The sequence below is a fragment of the Streptomyces sp. NPDC003038 genome, from assembly GCF_040611115.1.
Lineage (GTDB): Bacteria > Actinomycetota > Actinomycetes > Streptomycetales > Streptomycetaceae > Streptomyces.
The window spans coordinates 1-18,425 of sequence record NZ_JBEXNN010000043.1 but is presented as its reverse complement, the minus strand read 5'-3'; the positions used below and the strand labels follow the sequence as shown (position 1 = coordinate 18,425).

4 protein-coding genes are annotated in these 18,425 nt (G+C 73.4%); all 4 read left to right on the top strand.

Annotated elements, in window-relative coordinates:
* The first annotated feature begins 26 nt into the window (after positions 1-26).
* Positions 27-1,388 carry a serine hydrolase domain-containing protein gene (locus ABZX75_RS31130; RefSeq protein ID WP_355416495.1) on the top strand — a complete coding sequence of 454 codons (1,362 nt, stop codon included), beginning with the start codon at positions 27-29 and terminating at the stop codon, positions 1,386-1,388.
* A complete protein-coding gene (locus ABZX75_RS31125) occupies positions 1,385-11,812 on the top strand; it encodes an amino acid adenylation domain-containing protein (RefSeq protein ID WP_355416537.1) in 10,428 nt (3,475 codons plus the stop codon). Before ABZX75_RS31130 ends, ABZX75_RS31125 begins: the two co-directional genes overlap by 4 nt.
* An 86-nt stretch (positions 11,813-11,898) precedes the next feature.
* On the top strand, positions 11,899-12,105 hold the full coding sequence (locus ABZX75_RS31120) for an MbtH family protein (protein WP_355416493.1): 207 nt from the start codon (positions 11,899-11,901) through the stop codon (positions 12,103-12,105).
* A gap of 53 nt (positions 12,106-12,158) precedes the next feature.
* Positions 12,159-18,425 (top strand): amino acid adenylation domain-containing protein (locus ABZX75_RS31115; protein WP_355416490.1); only part of this gene is annotated, 6,267 nt, incomplete at its 3' end.

Genomic DNA, 18,425 nt, shown 5'->3' with positions numbered 1-18,425 from the left:
CCGAAGGCGCTCGACGAGGGGGAGACATGGAAGGGCATTTCCCGGCCGCCCGATTGCGTGAACTCGCGCACGGCCATTCGGTTCCCGGTGCGCAGCTGACCGTCCACCAGGCGGGCCGGAGCCGGTCCGAGGCCGTCGGGGTGGCAGATTCCAGGATCGCCGGGCCGCTGACCACGGATACGGCGTTCGCTTTCGGCTCCGTGACCAAGGCTTTCACCGCGACGGTGGTGGCCCAGCTCGTATCCGACGACGAACTCGACCTGGACGACCCGGTGGGCGAGTACCTTGCGGAGTTCGACGGAGCGGCGGACGAATCGATGTCCTCCATCACCCTGCGGCATCTGCTCAGCCACACCGCCGGGCTGGTGGCCGACCACGAGCTCGACAATTCCGACGAGTCCTCGCTGGCCCGCTATTCGGCGAGCGTCGCGACCACGGCCCCGCTGCACGATCCGGGCACCTGCTTCTCGTACTCGAATTCCGGTTACAACATTCTGGGCCGGATCATCGAGTCCGTCACCGACATGAAGTGGCAGGCGGCGATGGATAATCTCCTCCTCCGCCCGCTCGGCATCGAGCCGCTGTTCCTGGGCGCCGGAGATTCCGTCCTGCGGGAGTCGGCCACCTGTCACGTCGTCCGGCCCGGACAGGGCGGGGCGCAGCCGGTGGGCCTGTTCCTCCCGCGCAGCTGGGCGCCGGCCGGCGGACTCGCGGGCAGCGCCGATGATCTGATCGCCTTTGCCCGACTGCACTTGGGAACCCACCCCGCCTCCGGGACCCTGCTGGAGGCGGAGCCGCGCGCCGCGATGCACAGGCGGGAACCCGCCGCCGAAGCCTTCGGCATGGCCGACGGCTGGGGGCTGGGCTTGGCCCACTACGCCTCCCCGGAGGGTGACTGGCTGGGCCACGACGGCACCGTCGACGGCGGAACGGCCCACCTGCGCTTCCATCCGCGGACCGGCACCGCCGTCGCCCTGACCACCAACTCCACCACGGGCACCCTGATGTGGTCCGATGTCGTGGACGAGCTGCGCGCGCTGGGCGTGCCGGTCGGCGACTACCGGCCGCACGTCCCCACCGCCACCGCGACCGCGCCGGCGACCGTGGCCGCGACCGCTCACGGCGGCCTGCTGGGGGAGTACCGCAACGGCGACACGTACTTCTCCGTCCGCAGGGCCGACGGCGAGGGAGGCACCGGCCTGCGCCTGTCCGACGGCACCGGCCTCGTCGCCGACATGACCCTGCACGACCAGCTGGTCTTCACCGCCCGGCGCCTGGACGCCGACGAGGCCCCGTACACGGGCCGGTTCGTCACCGACCCCGCCACCGGCGAGGCCGCCCTCATGCAGCTCGGCGGCCGCTCCGCCCGGCGCGCGGCGGCTGCCTGACCCGCGCCACCCGCGCCACCCGCGTCACCGGCGCGACCTGCGTCACCGCAAGCCGCCGCCCCACCCCGGCCGGCGCGTGCTCCGGTCGGCCCCTGACCGCGGCCCGGCCCCCGCCCCTCTTTCCCGCTCCACCGCTCCGCATCCCCTTTGCCGGCTTCCGGGCTGCCACGCCCCTGGCATCCCCATGCCCCACGCCCGGAAGCCGCCCTTTCTGGAGGTACAACGTGGCTCGCGCCGACGCGTCGGTAAACCAGGGTCTCCCCGCTCAGGTGGAGCGCTGGCGAGACCGGCTGGAGGGCGTCGCCCCCCTCGATCTGCCGGCCGACCGACCGCGCCCGGTCATCCGCTCGACCAGCACCGCGGCCTACGAGTGCGAGCTCCCCGGCTCCGCCGCGGCCGCCCTGGCCGGGCTTGCCGCCGGCGCCGCGGCCACGCCGTCGGCGGTGCTGGCGGCCGCCTTCGCCGCGGTGCTCACCCGATACTCCGGGCAGGAGGACATCGCCCTCGGCACCGTCTCCCCGCGCACCGGGCACACCGTGGTCCTGCGCACCGGGGTCGACGCGGCCGCCCCCTTCGAGGCGCTGCTGCGGGACACCGTCCGCAGCGAGCGCGAGGCCCTCGCCGACGACGGCCTGCCGTTCGCGGACCTCGTCGAGGCGCTCGCCCCGCAGCCGGACACCAGCACCACCCCCTTCACCCGGGCCATGGTCACGCTCTGCGACGAACTCACGCCCGAGCAGCGGGAGTTCGACCCCCTCGACCTGTCCGTCGAGGTGTCCGCAGCCGAGCTGCGCGTCCGCGTCCGTTACAGCACCGCGCTCTTCGACGAGGCCACGGCCGCCCGCCTGGCCGGCCACCTCACCGTCCTGCTCACCGGCGCCGGCGCCGACCCGTCCCGACCGCTGTCCGCGCTGGCGATGCTCACCGACGCCGAGTTCGAGCAGGTCGTGCGGGAGTGGAACGACACGGCGCGCGAGGTCCCCACCGCCACCTTCCCGGAGCTGTTCGCCGCCCAGGCGGCCGCCCGTCCGGACGCCACCGCCGTCATCGACGAGCAGGGTCCGGTCAGCTACCGCGAACTGGACGAACGGGCCAACCGGATCGCCCACCGCCTGCTCGAACTGGGCGCAGGACGCGACCAGTTGATCGGACTCTGCGTGGAGCGCGGCGCCGCCATGGCCGCGGGTCTGCTCGGCATCATGAAGGCGGGCGCCGCCTATCTGCCGCTCGACCCCGGCTATCCGGCCGACCGGCTCGCGTACATGCTGGAGGACTCCGGCGCCCGGATCGTCGTCACCCAGCGCGAACTGCGCGACCGGCTGCCCGCCACCGACGCCGCCCTCCTGGACCTCACCGCCGACCGGGCCGTCCTGGAGGCCCGCCCGGCCACCGCCCCGGACGTGGCCCCGGCGCCCGAAGACCTCGCCTACGCCATCTACACCTCGGGTTCCACCGGCCGCCCCAAGGGCGTGCTGGTCTCCCACACCGGTATCGGCAACCTCGCCGCCGTGCAGGCCGAGGCCTTCGACGTCACGCCCGACAGCCGCGTCCTGCAGTTCGCGTCCGCCAGCTTCGACGCGGCCTTCTGGGAGGTCTGCATGGGCCTGCTGACGGGCGCCGCCCTGGTGATGGGCTCCAAGGAGACCCTCGCACCGGGTGAACCGCTCGCCGCCTACGCGGCCGAGCACGGCGTCACCCACGCGACCTTGACCCCGGCGACCGTCGCCGTCCTGCCCGACGGCCGGGGCCTGCCCGACGGCGCCACGCTGATCGTCGCCGGCGAGGCCAGTACGGGCGACCTCGTGGCCCGCTGGTCCCGGGGCCGCCGGATGGTCAACGCGTACGGTCCGACCGAGAGCACCGTCTGCGCGACCATGAGCGCCCCCCTCAGCGGTGCGACCGTACCGCCGATCGGCACCCCCATCGCGAACTTCCGGATCTACGTCCTCGACGACGCCCTGAAGCCGGTCCCGGCGGGCGTGCGCGGTGAGCTGTACATCGCGGGCATCGGCCTGGCACGGGGCTACCACCGCCGGCCCGGTCTCACCGCCGAGCGCTTCATCGCCAACCCGTACGGGGCCCCGGGCGAGCGCATGTACCGCTCCGGCGACATCGCCCGCTGGAAGGCCGACGGCACCCTGGAATACCTGGGCCGCGCCGACGACCAGGTCAAGGTCCGCGGTTTCCGCATCGAACTGGGTGAGATCGAGAGCGCGCTCGCGCTCCACCCGGACATCGCCCAGGCCGTGGTCCTCACCCGCAACACCAACCTGCTGGCCTACGTCTCACCCGCCGCCGGACGCCGCCCGGCCCCGGGCGAGCTGCGCGCCCACCTCGCCGACACGCTGCCCGACCACATGATCCCCTCGGCCGTCGTCGTCCTCGACACCCTCCCGCTGACCCCGAACGGCAAGGTGGACCGCAAGGCCCTGCCCGAGCCCGGCACGGTCACCGATAGCGCCGCCACCGACCGCGTCCTTCCCCGCAACGCCGTCGAGGAGACCGTCGCGGGCGTCTGGTGCGAGGTCCTGGGCCTCGAACACGTCGGTGTCCACGACGACTTCTTCGCCCTGGGCGGGAACTCGATCCTCTCCGTCCGCGCCGTCTCGCGGATGCGGCAGGCCCTCGGCATCAAACTGTCCCCCCGCGTCCTGTTCGACACCCCCACCATCGCCGGACTCGCCGCCTCCGTCGCTCCCGAGGAGGCCTTCGAGGACGCGCCGATCCCCGCGGCCTCCCGTGAAGGCGTGCTGCCGATGTCCTTCGGCCAGCAACGCCTCTGGTTCCTGGAGGACTTCGACCCCGGCAGCGCCGAATACCACACCGCCGTGGGCCTGCGGCTGACCGGCGCCCTGGACACCGACGCCCTGCGCGCCGCGTCCCTCGACCTCACCGCCCGCCACGAGTCGCTGCGCACCACCTTCGGCGTCGTCGGCGGCCGCGGGGTCCAGGTCGTCCATCCCGAGCTCGCACCGCAGTGGACGGCGGCGGACCTGTCGGACACCGCCGACGAGGTGCGCGAGGAGCGGCTGCGGGATCTCGTACGCGCCGAAACCGCCCGCCCCTACGACCTCCAGGCCGGCCCCCTGGTCCGAGTACTGCTCGTACGCCTGCGCGCCGACGAGCACGTGTGCGTGCTCGGCATGCACCACATCGCCACCGACGGCTGGTCCATGGGCATCGTCACCCGCGAGCTCGGCGAGCTGTACGCGGCCCGCTCCGAGGGACGCCCGGCTGACCTGCCCGAAGTCGCCGTGCAGTACCCGGACTTCGCGGCCTGGCAGCGGGGCCGGCTGCAGGACGGCGGGCTGCTGGAGAAGCAGCTCGGCTGGTGGCGCGAGCGCCTCGACGGCGTCGCCCCGCTGGAGCTGCCCACCGACCGGCCGCGCCCGGCCGTACGCTCCTCCGCCGGAGCGGTCCACGGATTCCGGATCCCCGCCGCCACCGCCGCGGCGCTCAAGGGCCTCGCCCGGGAGCGGGGCGCGACCCTCTTCATGGCGCTGACCGCGGCCGTCAAGACGGTCTTCGCCCGTTACAGCGGCCAGCAGGACATCGCCGTCGGCACCGCCTCCTCCGGCCGCGGCCACCGCGACCTGGAGAACCTGGTCGGCTTCCTGGTCAACACGGTCGTCCTTCGCTCCCGCGTCGAACCCGAGATGTCCTTCGAACAGCTGCTGGGACAGGTCAAGGAGACCGTCCTGGACGCCTTCGCCCACGAGGACGTCCCCTTCGAGCGCCTGGCCCCGGCCGTCCAGACCCAGCGCGACACCAGCCGCACCCCGATCGTCCAGGCCATGGTCGTCCTGCAGAACGCCCCGGACGGCGAACTGAACCTGCCGGGCGTCCGCGTCGCCGACTACCCGGTGCACCGCGAGGCCGCGCCCTTCGACCTGACCGTCGAGTTCTTCGAGACCGGTGACGGGCTCACCGCCCAGGTGGGCTACAGCACCGCCCTGTTCGACGCGGCCTCCATCGCCCGCTTCGCCGGCCACCTCAACACCCTGCTGCTCGCCGCCGTGACCACGCCCGACCGCGCCGTGTCCGCACTGCCCATGCTGACCGAGGAGGAGTTCCGCCAGGCCGCGCGGGACGGACGGGGCCCCCGTGCGGCGGCCCTGGAAGGCACCTTCCCGCAGCTCGTCGAGGCGCAGGCGCGCCGCCGCCCCGACGCGCCCGCCGTGGAGGACACGCACACCACCCTGAGCTACCGGGACCTGGACGACCGCGCCAACCGGCTCGCCCACCACCTGATCGCACACGGCGCCGGCCCGGGCCGGTTCGTCGGCCTGTGCGTCGAGCGCGGCACCGAGATGGTCGTCGGCCTGCTCGGCATCATGAAGGCGGGCGCCGCGTACCTGCCGCTGGACCCCAACTACCCGGCCGAGCGCCTGGACTTCATGCTCCGGGACTCCGGCGCCCGGATCGTCGTCACCCGGACCGAACTCCTGCCCGAGCTGCCGCGGACCGACGCCGTCCTCATCGACCTCGTACGGGACCGCGCACTGCTGGCGGCCCGGCCCGCGACCGCCCCGCAGGTGGCACTGCACCCCGCCGACCTGGCGTACGTGATCTACACCTCGGGTTCGACCGGCACCCCCAAGGGCGTGCTCGTACCGCACAGCGGGATCGGCAACCTCGCCTCCGCCGAGATCGACCGGCTGGAGGTCACCGAGGACAGCCGCGTCCTGCAGTTCGCGTCGTCCTCCTTCGACGGCGCGGTCATGGAAGTCCTGATGGCCCTGCCCGCGGGGGCGACCCTCGTCCTGCCGCCGCACGGGCCGATCGTCGGGGAGGCGCTGCAGACCTTCCTGCGCGAGCGCCGGATCACCCACACGCTGCTCGCGCCCTCCGCCGTGGCCACCCTCGTGCCCGAGGGACTGGAGGGGCTGCGCACGCTGGTCGTCGGCGGTGAGGCCAGTACGGGCGACCTGGTGGCCCGCTGGTCCCGGGGCCGGCGGATGATCAACGCGTACGGCCCGACCGAGAGCACCGTCGTCGCCGCCATGAGCGCCCCGCTCGCCGGCGGCGCGGTCCCGCCGATCGGCACCCCCCTGCCCAACACCCGTATCCACCTGCTGGACGCCGCGCTCCAGCCGGTCCCCGTCGGGGTACCGGGCGAGCTCTACATCGCCGGACCCCACCTCGCCCGCGGCTACCACGGCCGGGCAGCCCTGACCGCCGAGCGCTTCACCGCGGACCCTTACGGCGCGCCGGGCGAGCGCATGTACCGTTCGGGCGACGTGGCACGCCGCCGCGCCGACGGCAGCCTGGAGTACCTCGGGCGCGCCGACGACCAGGTCAAGGTCCGCGGTTTCCGCATCGAACTCGGCGAGATCGAGACGGCCCTGGCCCGTCACCCGCGGGTGCGGGACGCCGTCGTCGTGGTCCACCAGGACGACGAGGGACGCAAGCGCCTGGTCGCCCACCTCGTGACCGACGGCGAGCCGACCACCGGCGAGCTCCGCTCCCACCTGGCGGGATCGCTGCCGGAGTACATGGTGCCCGCGCTGTTCATGCCGCTGGAGCGGCTGCCGCTGACCCCCAGCGGCAAGGTCGACCGGCGCGCACTGCCGCAGCCCGTTCTCCAGGACGGCGCGCCGGGCACCGACTACACCGCACCGCGCGATGCGACCGAGGAGACCCTCGCCGCCGTCTGGGCCGAGGTGCTCGGCGTCGGCAGGGTCGGCGTCCACGACAACTTCTTCGACTTGGGCGGCGACTCGATCCTCTCCATCCAGGTGGTCTCCCGGGCCCGGCAGGCCGGCCTGCTGCTGACCTCGAAGCTGCTGTTCGTCCACCAGAGCATCGCTGCCCTGGCCGGGGTGGTCACCACGGTCGACCAGGCCGCCGCCCCCGGCCCCGAGGAGGTCTCCGGAACGGCCGAACTGACGCCCATCCAGCGCTGGTTCTTCGACGAACACACCGTGAACCCCGACCACTACGGCATGTCCGCGCAGGTCGAACTCGCACCCGAGACCGACACCGCCCTGCTGGAACGGGCCCTGACCGCGGTCACCGACCACCACGACGCGCTGCGCATGCGGTACGCGCGGGACGGCGCCGAGTGGGTCCAGGAGTACGGGGACCGCCAGGCCGGCCTGTTCTCCGTACGCGACCTGTCCGCCCTCGCGGACGAGGAGCGGCGCATCGCCCTCGGCGAGGCGGCGCTGGCCGCCCAGCGCTCCCTGGACCTGGCGTCCGGCGCCTTGGTGAAGGGCGTGTTCTTCCGGCTCGGCGCCGCCCGGCCGCCGCGGCTCTTCCTGGCCGTGCACCACCTGGTGATGGACGGCGTGTCCTGGCGGGTGGTGCTGGAGGACCTGGCCACCGCCTACGGGCAGCTCGCCGAGGGGCGCCCCGTCGAGCTGGGCGCCAAGTCCGCCAGCTACCAGCAGTGGTCGCGCCGGCTCACCGAGCACGTCCGCTCCGGCGGCCTCGACCACGAGATCGCCCACTGGCAGGACGTGTCCGCGGCCGTGCGCGCCGTGCCGTACGACGCCCAGGGCGCCCCGAACACCTTCGGCACCACGGCCACCGCCTCCGTGCGGCTGAGCCGCGCGGACACCGAGGACCTCCTCCAGCGCGTTCCCGCCGCCTACCGCACGCAGATCAACGACGTCCTGCTGACCGCGCTGGGCCGCGTACTGGCGGACTGGGCGGGCGACCCCGTCACCATCGCCCTCGAAGGCCACGGCCGCGAGGAGCTCTTCGACGACGTGGACCTGTCCCGGACCGTGGGCTGGTTCACCACCATCCACCCCGTCACCCTGGACGTACCGCGCGGCGACTGGGGCCAGGCGATCAAGTCCCTCAAGGAGCACCTGAGGGCCGTCCCGGGCCGCGGCCTCGGCTACGGCGCCCTGCGCCACCTGTCCGAGCCCGGCACCGCGGCGCACACCGCCCTCGCCGACGCCCCGCACCCGGAGATCAGCTTCAACTACCTCGGCCAGTGGGACGGCGCCACCAGCCACAGCGGTCTGATCCGCGCCCGGCTGGAAGGGCTCGGCGCCGACCAGGCCCCCGAACAGCCCCGCCCGCACCTCATCGACGTCGTCGCGGCCGTCGGCGACGGCGAACTGCGCATCGACTGGATCCATTCCCCCGGCACACACGCCACCGCGACCGTCCAGCGCCTCGCCGACGCGTTCCTGAACGCGCTGCGCGGGCTGATCGCGCACTGCCTGGGCGCGGACAGCGGCGGCGCCACCCCGTCCGACTTCCCGCTCGCCGGCCTGGACCAGGCGGCCGTGGACCGCATCGCGGGCGACGGCCGGGGAATCGAGGACATCTACCCGCTCACGCCCATGCAGAGCGGCATGCTCTTCCACACCCTCGCCGAACCGGGCGCCTACGTCGAGCAGATGACCTTCGTCCTCGACGGGGTGCGCGACCCCGAGCTGCTGGCCACCGCCTGGCAGCGCGTCGCCGACCACACCGAAGTGCTCCGCGCCTCGCTGGTCTGGCAGGACACCGAACGCCCGCTGATGGTCGTCGACCGCCGGGCCGAGATGCCCGTCACCCACCTCGACTGGCGGGCGCGGACCGACGAGGACCAGGAGCGGGCCGTACGCCGCTTCCTGGCCGAGGACCGCGAGCGGCCCCTGGACCTGTCCACCGCGCCGCTCATGCGGCTGACCCTGATCCGGCTCTCCGACACCACCGTCCGCCTCGTGTGCGCCTTCCACCACGTCCTCCTGGACGGCTGGTCGACCTTCGACCTGCTGACCCAGACGTACACCGCCTACGCCGCCCTCGCCGCCGGCGAGCAGCCGGTCCTGCCCCCGCGCAGGCCCTTCAGGGCCTACGTCGAATGGCTGGAGCGGCAGGACCTGGGCGAGGCCGAGTCGTACTGGCGCGAGCTGCTGTCCGGCTTCGAGGCGGCGACCGCGCTGCCGGCCGTACGGCACACCGCCGCCGACCACCGCACCCGCTCCACCGGCAGGCGCGCCCGCCGCCTGTCCCCGGACGTCTCACGGGACCTGTTCGGCTTCGCCCGCAAGCACCGGATCACCGTCAACACCGTGCTCCAGGGAGCCTGGGCGCTGCTGCTCGCCCGCCACGCCGGGGAGCGGGACGTCGTGTTCGGCGCGACGGTCTCGGGCCGCCCGACAGAGCTGGCCGGGGTCGACTCGATGGTCGGCATGCTGATCAACACCCTGCCGGTGCGGGTGCGGATCGACGAGTCCGCCCCCGTCGCCGACTGGCTGGCCGACGTACAGCGCGCCCAGGTCGACGCCCGGCAGTACGAGTACGTGCCGCTGCCCCGGATCCAGGGCTGGAGCGGTGTCGAGCGGGGCGGCGGCCTCTTCCGGAGCCTCGTCGTCTTCGAGAACTATCCGACGGACGAGGAGGCCGCCGCCGCCCACGGACTGCGCCTGCGCGGCCTGGAGGGCACCGCGGCCACCAACTACGCGCTCAACCTGATCGCCTACGCCGGCGACGAGCTGGCGTACACGCTGGCCTACGACGCCGAGCTGTACGACGAGGAGACCGCCACCCGGCTCTGCGGCCACCTGGAGGCCCTGCTCGCGGGCATCGCGGCGAGCGGCGAGGACGAGCCGGTGGCGCGGCTGTCGATGCTGACCGACGACGAGGCCGAGCTGACGGTACGGGCGTGGAACGACACGGCCGGCCACCTGCCGCACGCCTGCCTGCCGGAACTGTTCGAGGCGCGGGCGGCCGAGCACCCCGACGCCGTGGCGCTCGCGTACCGGGACGAGGAGCTCACCTACCGCGAACTGAACGAGCGGGCCAACCGGCTCGCCCACCACCTGGTGGCCCTCGGCGCCGGCCCGGACCAGCGCGTGGGCCTGTGCCTGGAGCGTGGGCCCCACGGCATCACGGCGCTGCTCGCGGTCCTCAAGTCGGGCGCGGCCTACGTCCCCCTCGACCCGGACTACCCGGCCGACCGCCTCACGTACATGATCGGCGACGCCGGAGTACGGCTGCTGATCACCGAGGAGAAGCTGCGGGAGCGGCTGCCCTCCGCGCCGGTACGGATCGTCGACGTGGACCGGGACGGGGCGCTGATCGCGGCATCTCCCGGCCACGACCCGGCCCCCGGCATCCGGCCCGACCACCTCGCGTACGTCATGTACACCTCCGGCTCGACCGGGACCCCGAAGGGCGTCCTGACCACGCACCGGGCCGTCGTACGGCTCGTCCACGAGACGGCCTACACGGACATCGCGCCCGGCGACACCGTCGCGCAGTTCGCCTCCCTCTCCTTCGACGCCTCCACCTTCGAGGTGTGGGCGGCGCTCCTGCGGGGCGCGCGGCTGGCCGTCCACCCAGCCGGGCTGCCCACCGCCGCGGCACTCGGCCGGTTCCTCAAGGAGCGCGAGGTCAGCCATCTGTGGCTCACGGCGGGCCTGTTCCACCAGGTCGCGGACGAGGACATCAGCGCGTTCGCCAGCCTGCGCCAGCTCATCGCGGGCGGCGACCGGCTCTCGCCGGAGCACTGCCGGCGCGTACTGGACGCCCACCCCGGCCTGCGCCTGACCAACGGCTACGGTCCCACCGAGGCCACCACCTTCACGGCCACGCACGACCTGCGCGGCGCGACCGGAGCCGGCCCGGTCCCGCTGGGCGCGCCGATCACCCACACCCGCGTGTACGTCCTGACGGACGCGCTGGATCCCGCCCCGGTGGGCGTCCCCGGCGAGCTGTACATCGCCGGCGCGGGCCTGGCCCGCGGCTACCTCGGGCGGCCGGGCCTGACGGCCGAGCGGTTCACCGCCGATCCGTACGGCGGGCCGGGCGAGCGCATGTACCGCTCCGGAGACCTGGTGGCCTGGCGGGCCGACGGCACCCTGGAGTTCCTCGGCCGCACCGACGGCCAGGTCAAGATCCGCGGGTTCCGTGTCGAAACCGGCGAGATCGAGGCCGTCCTGACCACCCACCCCGCGATCGGCGACGCGGCGGTCGTCCCGCACACCGAGGACGGCCGCACGGTCCTGATCGCCCATGTGGTCGCAGCAGGCGGGTCGGCGGTCCCCGACACCACCGAACTGCGCCGGCACCTGGCGGCCTCGCTGCCGGACCACATGCTGCCGGCGGCCTTCAGCGTCCTGGCCGCGCTGCCGCTGACCGCGAACGGCAAGGTCGACCGGCGGGCGCTGCCCGCGGGGGCGGAGCGGGTGGCGACGGGCACGGCGTACGAGCCCCCGGCCACCGCCACCGAGGAGCTGATCGCCGAGGTCTGGCAGGAGCTCCTGGGCGTCGAACGGGTCGGCGTCCACGACGACTTCTTCACGCTCGGCGGCGATTCCCTGCTCGCCCTGCGGGCGGCGTCACGGATCAACGCGCTGTTCGGCACGGACCTCTCGCCACGGGAGCTCTTCGACCGGCCGACGGTCGCCGAGACCGCCCACGGCGTCGAGGAACTCGTCCTGGCCGAGCTGGAGGCGGCCGCCGCGACGTCCTGACCCGCCGCCCTCCCTCTCCGTCTCCCCCTTCCCCTCTCCTTTCCCCCTCCTCCGCAGGCCTTACCCCCACCCCGAAAGGCATCATCATGTCCAACCCCTTTGAGCAGTCGGACCGTTCGTACAGCGTCCTCGTGAACGACGAGGGCCAGCACTCGCTGTGGCCCACGGACATCGCCGTCCCGGCGGGCTGGCACACCGCCCTCGCCGACCGGCCCCGCGAGGAATGCCTCGCGTACGTCGAAGCCCACTGGGCCGACATGCGGCCCAAGAGCCTCATCGCCGCCGCCGGCTGACCTCCGGCCCGCCGCTTCGACCCGCCGACCTGCACTCCCTGGGGGATCCTCACATGAACACGCCGTCTTCCCGCGCGGACCGGATAGCCGCCCTTCCCGACCGGCTGCGAGAGGCGCTCGCCGAGCGCCTCTCCGGCCGGGCCCAGGCCGCACCCGCGGCCGGCGCCCGGCCACTGATCCCCGCCGTCCCGCGCGAGGGCGGGCTGCCCCTGTCCTTCGGACAGCAGCGCCTGTGGTTCCTGGAGGACTTCGAACCGGAGAGCGCCGACTACCACTCGGCACTGCCCGTCAGGATCACCGGCGAGCTGGACGCGGACGCGCTGCGGGCCGCCGTCGGCGATCTCGTGGCACGCCACGAGTCGCTGCGTACGACCTTCGAGACGCGCGACGGGCGGGGCGTGCAGGTCGTCCACGAGGAGCTCGCACCCGGCTGGTCGGCGGCCGACGCGGACGGCGAGGACAGCGCGCGGGAGCTCGTACGGGCGGAGATGGCGCGCCCGTACGACCTCGCGGGCGGCCCGCTGGTCCGCGTACTGCTCGTACGCCTGGCCGAGGACGAACACATCTGCGTGCTCGGGATGCACCACATCGTCACGGACGGCTGGTCGATGGGAGTCGTCGCCCGCGAACTGGGCGAGCTGTACACGGCGCGGCTTGACGGGCGGGACCCGAAACTTCCCGAACCCGCCGTGCAGTACCCCGACTTCACGGTGTGGCAGCGCGGGCGGCTGGAGGACGGCGGCCTGCTGGAGAAGCAGCTCGCCTGGTGGCGCGACCAGCTCAAGGGCATCCCCCCGCTGGAGCTGCCCACGGACCGGCCCCGGCCCGCCGTACGCTCGTCCGCCGGAGCCGTCTACGGCTTCGAGCTGCCCGAGGACACCGTCACGGGCCTCACCGGGCTGGCGCGCGAGCGGGGCGCCACCCTGTTCATGGTCCTCACGGCAGCCGTCAAGGCGGTCTTCGCCCGCTGGTCCGGCCAGGAGGACATCGCGGTCGGCACCTCGTCCGCGGCCCGCGGCCACCGCGAGCTGGAGCAGCTCGTCGGCTTCGTGGTCAACACCGTCGTCCTGCGCTCGCGGGTCGAGCCCGACCTGTCCTTCGCCGAGCTGCTCCAGCGCGTCAGGGACACCGTCCTCGATGCCTTCGCCCACGAGGACATCCCCTTCGACAAGATCGTCGAAGCTGTCCAGCCCGAGCGCGACCCCGGCCGCACCGCACTCGTCCAGGCCATGGTCGTGCTCCAGAACGCGCCGGCCGACGCCCTGGAGCTGAGCGGCGCGCGGACCTCCCCCTACCCGCTGGAGCGGGACGCCTCGCTCTTCGACCTCACCTTCGAATTCGAGGAACGCGACGGGCGGCTGCTCGCCCTGGTCGAGTACAGCACCGAGCTCTTCGACGAACCCACGATCGCCCGCATGGCCGGCCACCTGCGCGTCCTGCTCGCCGGGGCGCTCGCCGACCCCGACACCGCCGTGTCCGCGCTGCCGCTGCTCTCCGAGGAGGAACACCGGCAGATCGTGACCGACTGGAACGCGACCGCGCTCCCCGCGTCCGGCGGGCCGCTCATCCACGAGCGGCTGGCCGAGCAGGCGGTCCGTACACCCGACGCGGTGGCCGTCATCGCCGACGACGGCACCCTCACCCACCGGGAGCTGGACGAGCGGGCCAACCGGCTCGCGCACCACCTGATCTCCCTGGGCGCCGGCCCCGGTTCGCTGATCGGCCTGAGCGTGGAGCGCGGCGCCGCCATGGCGGTCGGCCTGCTCGGCATCCTCAAGGCGGGCGCGGCGTACGTACCGCTCGACCCGGCCTTCCCGGCCGACCGCATCGCCTCCATGCTGGCGCAGTCCGGCGCCCGGCTGGCCGTCACCCAGTCCGCCGTCCGCGACCGGCTGCCTGCCGGGGACGTGCGCCTCGTGGACCTGGACGCGGAGCGGGACCGGATCGAGCGACTGCCCGCCGACGCACCGCGGACCACCGTGTCGGCGCAGGACCTCGCCTACGTCATCTACACCTCGGGCTCGACGGGCACCCCCAAGGGCGTCGCCATCGAACACCGCAACGTACGGCACATCTGCGCCGCCTGGAACGAGCGGTACAAGCTGGAGGACCTGAAGCCGCGCTTCCTGTCGGTCTCCAGCCTCTCCGTCGACCTGTTCTTCGCCGACCTCATCCGGTCCCTGCCCTTCGGCGGGGCACTCGTCATCGCCTCGAAGGACGTGACCACCGAGCCCGCCGCGCTCCTCGACCTCATCGCGGAAACCGGAGCGACCGGCCTGGAGATCGTCCCGTCGCTGCTCAACGCCGTCCTCGAAGAGGTCGAGCGGCGCGGGGACGGCTTCCCGCCCCTGCGGCTGATCTCCGTCGGCTCCGAGGGCTGGCGCGTGGAGGACTGCCGCGACCTGCTGCGACAGATCCGGCACGACACCGTGGTCGTCAACGCGTACGGCGGAACCGAGGCCACCGTCGACTCGACCGTCTTCGTACCGACGGAAGCCGCCCTGAACGGCAGCACGTACGTCCCGATCGGCCGCCCGCTGCCCGACACCCGGGTGTACGTCCTCGACGCGCGCATGAACGTCGTCCCGGTCGGGGTGCCCGGCGAGATCTGGATCGGCGGCGAGGGCGTCGGACGCGGCTACCACGGGCGCGAGGACCTGACCGCCGAGCGGTTCCTGCCCAGCCCCTTCGTGCCCGGCGACCGGCTCTACCGGACCGGCGACCGGGCACGCCTGCTGGCCTCCGGAGACCTGGAGTTCCTCGGGCGCGCGGACGACCAGGTGAAGATCCGCGGCTTCCGCATCGAACTGGCCGAGGTCGAGTCCGCCCTGCTCGCGCACCCGGACGTACGGGACGCCGTGGTGCTGGCCCGCCAGGAGGACTCCGGCCGGCGCCGGCTGGTCGCGTACGTCGTGCCGGGCGAGGGCCGGGGCGAGGGCCGGGGCCAGGACCAGGGCCAGGGCCAGGACTCGGCCCAGGCCCCGGGCTCCCGCTCGGAAACCGGCCTGGACACCGCAGACCTGCGCGGCCACCTGAACGGGCTGCTGCCGGACTACATGGTCCCGGCGGTGTTCGTGCCCCTCGACCGGCTGCCGCTGACACCGAACGGCAAGGTCGACCGGCGCGCGCTGCCGGAACCGGAGGTACAGGCCGGGCGGTCCGGTACGGAGTACACCCCGCCGCGCAACGCGACCGAGGAGATCCTCGCCGCGGTGTGGGCCGACGTACTGGGCGTCGAGCGGGTCGGCATCCACGACAACATCTTCGACCTGGGCGCCGACTCGATCCTGTCCATCCAGGTCGTCTCGCGCGCCCGGCAGGCGGGCCTGCGACTGACCTCGAAGCAGCTCTTCCTGCACCAGAGCATCGCGGCCCTCTCGGCCGTCGTCACCACGGCCGAACAGGCCGTCCGCACCGAGCCGGAGGACGTGCGCGGCCGGGCCGAACTGACGCCCATCCAGCGCTGGTTTCTCGCCGAGCACACCGTCAACCCCGACCACTACGCCATGTCCGTCCAGGTCGAGCTGGCACCCGGCACGGACGCCGGGCTGCTGGAGCGGGCGCTCGACGCGGTCGTCGCCCACCACGACGCCCTGCGCATGCGGTACACCCGAGACGGCGCCGAGTGGGTCCAGGAGTACGGTGACCGGCCCACCGGGATCTTCTCCGTCCGCGACCTGACGGAGGCGGCCGCAACCGACGCGGCCGCAACCGACGAAGCCCTGAACGCGGCGGCCCTGCAGGCCCAGCGGTCACTGGACCTGGGCAGCGGCGCCCTGGTGAAGGGCGTCTTCTTCCGCCTCCCCGACGGCGCCGCGCCCCGGCTCTTCCTCGCAGTGCACCACATCGTCATGGACGGTGTGTCCTGGCGGGTGCTCCTGGAGGACCTGGCCACCGCCTACGGACAGCTCGCCGAGGGGCGTCCGGTCGGCCTGGGCGCCAAGTCCAGCAGCTACCAGCAGTGGTCGCGGCGGCTCACCGACCACGTCCGCTCCGGCGGCCTCGACCACGAGATCGAGCACTGGCTGGCCGTGGACCCGAACAACGCCCCCGCCCTTCCCGTCGACCACCCGGCCGGCCAGAACACCACCGCGCACGAGCGGACCGTCGAGGTCCGCCTCAGCCGGCAGGAGACCACGGCCCTCCTCCAGCAGGTCCCGTCCGCCTACCGCACGCAGATCAACGACGTGCTCGTCAGCGCCCTCGGCCGCACCCTGGCCGACTGGAGCGGTTCGAAGCGCCTGGTCATCGGCCTGGAGGGCCACGGCCGTGAGGAACTCTTCGACGACCTCGACCTCTCCCGCACCATCGGCTGGTTCACCACGCACTTCCCCGTCGCCCTGAACCTCCCGGACGGCCACGCCTGGGACGAGACGATCAAGTCGGTCAAGGAGCAGCTGCGGGCCGTCCCGGGCCGCGGACTCGGGTACGACGCCCTGCGCTTCCTCTCGCCGCCCGGCACCAGGGGCCACGTGCTGCACGCCGACCGGCTGCCCCAGATCAGCTTCAACTACCTCGGCCAGTGGGACGGCGCCACCAGCCAGGACGGCCTGGTCCGCGACCGCCTCCCGGCCCTGGGCCTCGACCACGACGCGGACGAACCCCGCCCGTACCTCCTCGACGTCGTCGGCATGGTCGAAGCCGGCAGCCTCGGCTTCACGTGGATCTTCTCCGGCGAGCTCTTCGCCACCGCGACCGTCGAGCGCCTCGCCGACGCGTTCGTGAACGCGCTGCGCGGGCTGATCGCGCACTGCCTGGGCGCGGACAGCGGCGGCGCCACCCCGTCCGACTTCCCGCTCGCCGGCCTGGACCAGGCGGCCGTGGACCGCATCGCGGGCGACGGCCGGGGTATCGAGGACATCTACCCGCTCACGCCCATGCAGAGCGGCATGCTCTTCCACACCCTGGCCGAGCCGGACTCGGGCGCCTACTTCGAGCAGATGAGCTTCGTCCTCGACGGGGTACGCGATCCCCGACTGCTGGAGCGTGCCTGGCAGCACGTGAGCGACCACCTGGAGATCCTGCGTGCCGCCGTGCTGTGGGAGCAGGTGGACCGCCCGCTCCTGGTGGTGCACCGCCGGACCGCACTGCCGGTCGTCCACCTGGACTGGCGCGCACTGCCCGCCGACGCACAGGCGAGAGAGCTGGAGCGCTACCTGGCCGAGGACCGGGCACGGGGCATCGACCTGTCCGCCGCGCCGCTGATGCGGATGGCGCTGGTGCGGGTGTCGGACACCTCGGTACGGGTCGTGCGGACCTCCCACCACGTGCTGCTCGACGGGTGGAGCACCTTCCAGATGCTCGACGAACTGGCCACCGCCTACCGGGCCCTGGCGGCGGGCGAGGCGCCCGTACTGCCGGCGCGGCGCCCGTTCAGCGCCTACGTGGAGTGGCTGGAACGCCAGGACCTGACGGAGGCCGAGCAGTACTGGCGCGACCTGCTGGGCGGGGTGAAGGAGCCGACGTCGCTGCCCTTCGACCGCCGCCCGGCCGACACCCACCGCGCCCAGTCGTCCGAGCGGCTGGTGACCTGGCTGACCGCCGAAGCCTCCGAGCGCCTGTACGCGTTCGCCCGCGCCCACCGGCTGACGGTGAACGCCGTCATGCAGGGCGCGTGGGCCCTGCTCCTGTCGCGGTACTCGGGCGAGCGGGACGTGGTGTTCGGCGCCACCGTCTCCGGCCGCCCGGCCGACCTGGCGGGCGCGGACTCGATGGTCGGCATGCTCATCAACACGCTGCCGGTGCGTATCGAGATCGACGGTGCGGCGCCCGTCGGCACCTGGCTGGCGGGAGTGCAGCAGGCGCAGGTGGAGGCACGGCAGTACGAGTACGTCCCCCTGCCGCAGATCCAGGGCTGGAGCGGTATCGAGCGCGGCACCAACCTGTTCGAGAGCCTGGTGGCCTTCGAGAACTTCCCCGTGGACGGGGCGCGGGACGCCGGACAGGGCGGCGGCGATGAGGTGCGGCTGCACAGCCTGGAGGGCGCGGACGTCACCAACTTCCCGCTGAACCTGATCGCCTACGCGGGCGACGAGCTGGCGTACGCGCTGGCGTACGACCCCGAGCTGTTCGACGCGGACACCATCGAGCGCATGGCCGGCCACCTCGGCGCGCTGCTGGACGGCATGGCAGCGGATCCCGGGCAGGCGGTGTCGGCGGTCCCGATGCTCGCGCCGGGGGAGTTCGAGCGTGTGGTGCGTGAGTGGAACGAGACGGGTGGGGTTCGGGTTCCGGAGGGGACGGTTCACGGGCTGGTGGCCGAGCGGGCGGCTGTGATGCCGGATGCGGTGGCGGTTTCGTTTGCCGGTGGGTCTTTGACG

Excerpts from the sequence above, each read along its gene's own strand:
- ABZX75_RS31130 (WP_355416495.1), top strand. The coding sequence starts at position 27 with ATGGAAGGGCATTTCCCGGCCGCCCGATTGCGTGAACTCGCGCACGGC.
- ABZX75_RS31120 (WP_355416493.1), top strand. The coding sequence starts at position 11,899 with ATGTCCAACCCCTTTGAGCAGTCGGACCGTTCGTACAGCGTCCTCGTG.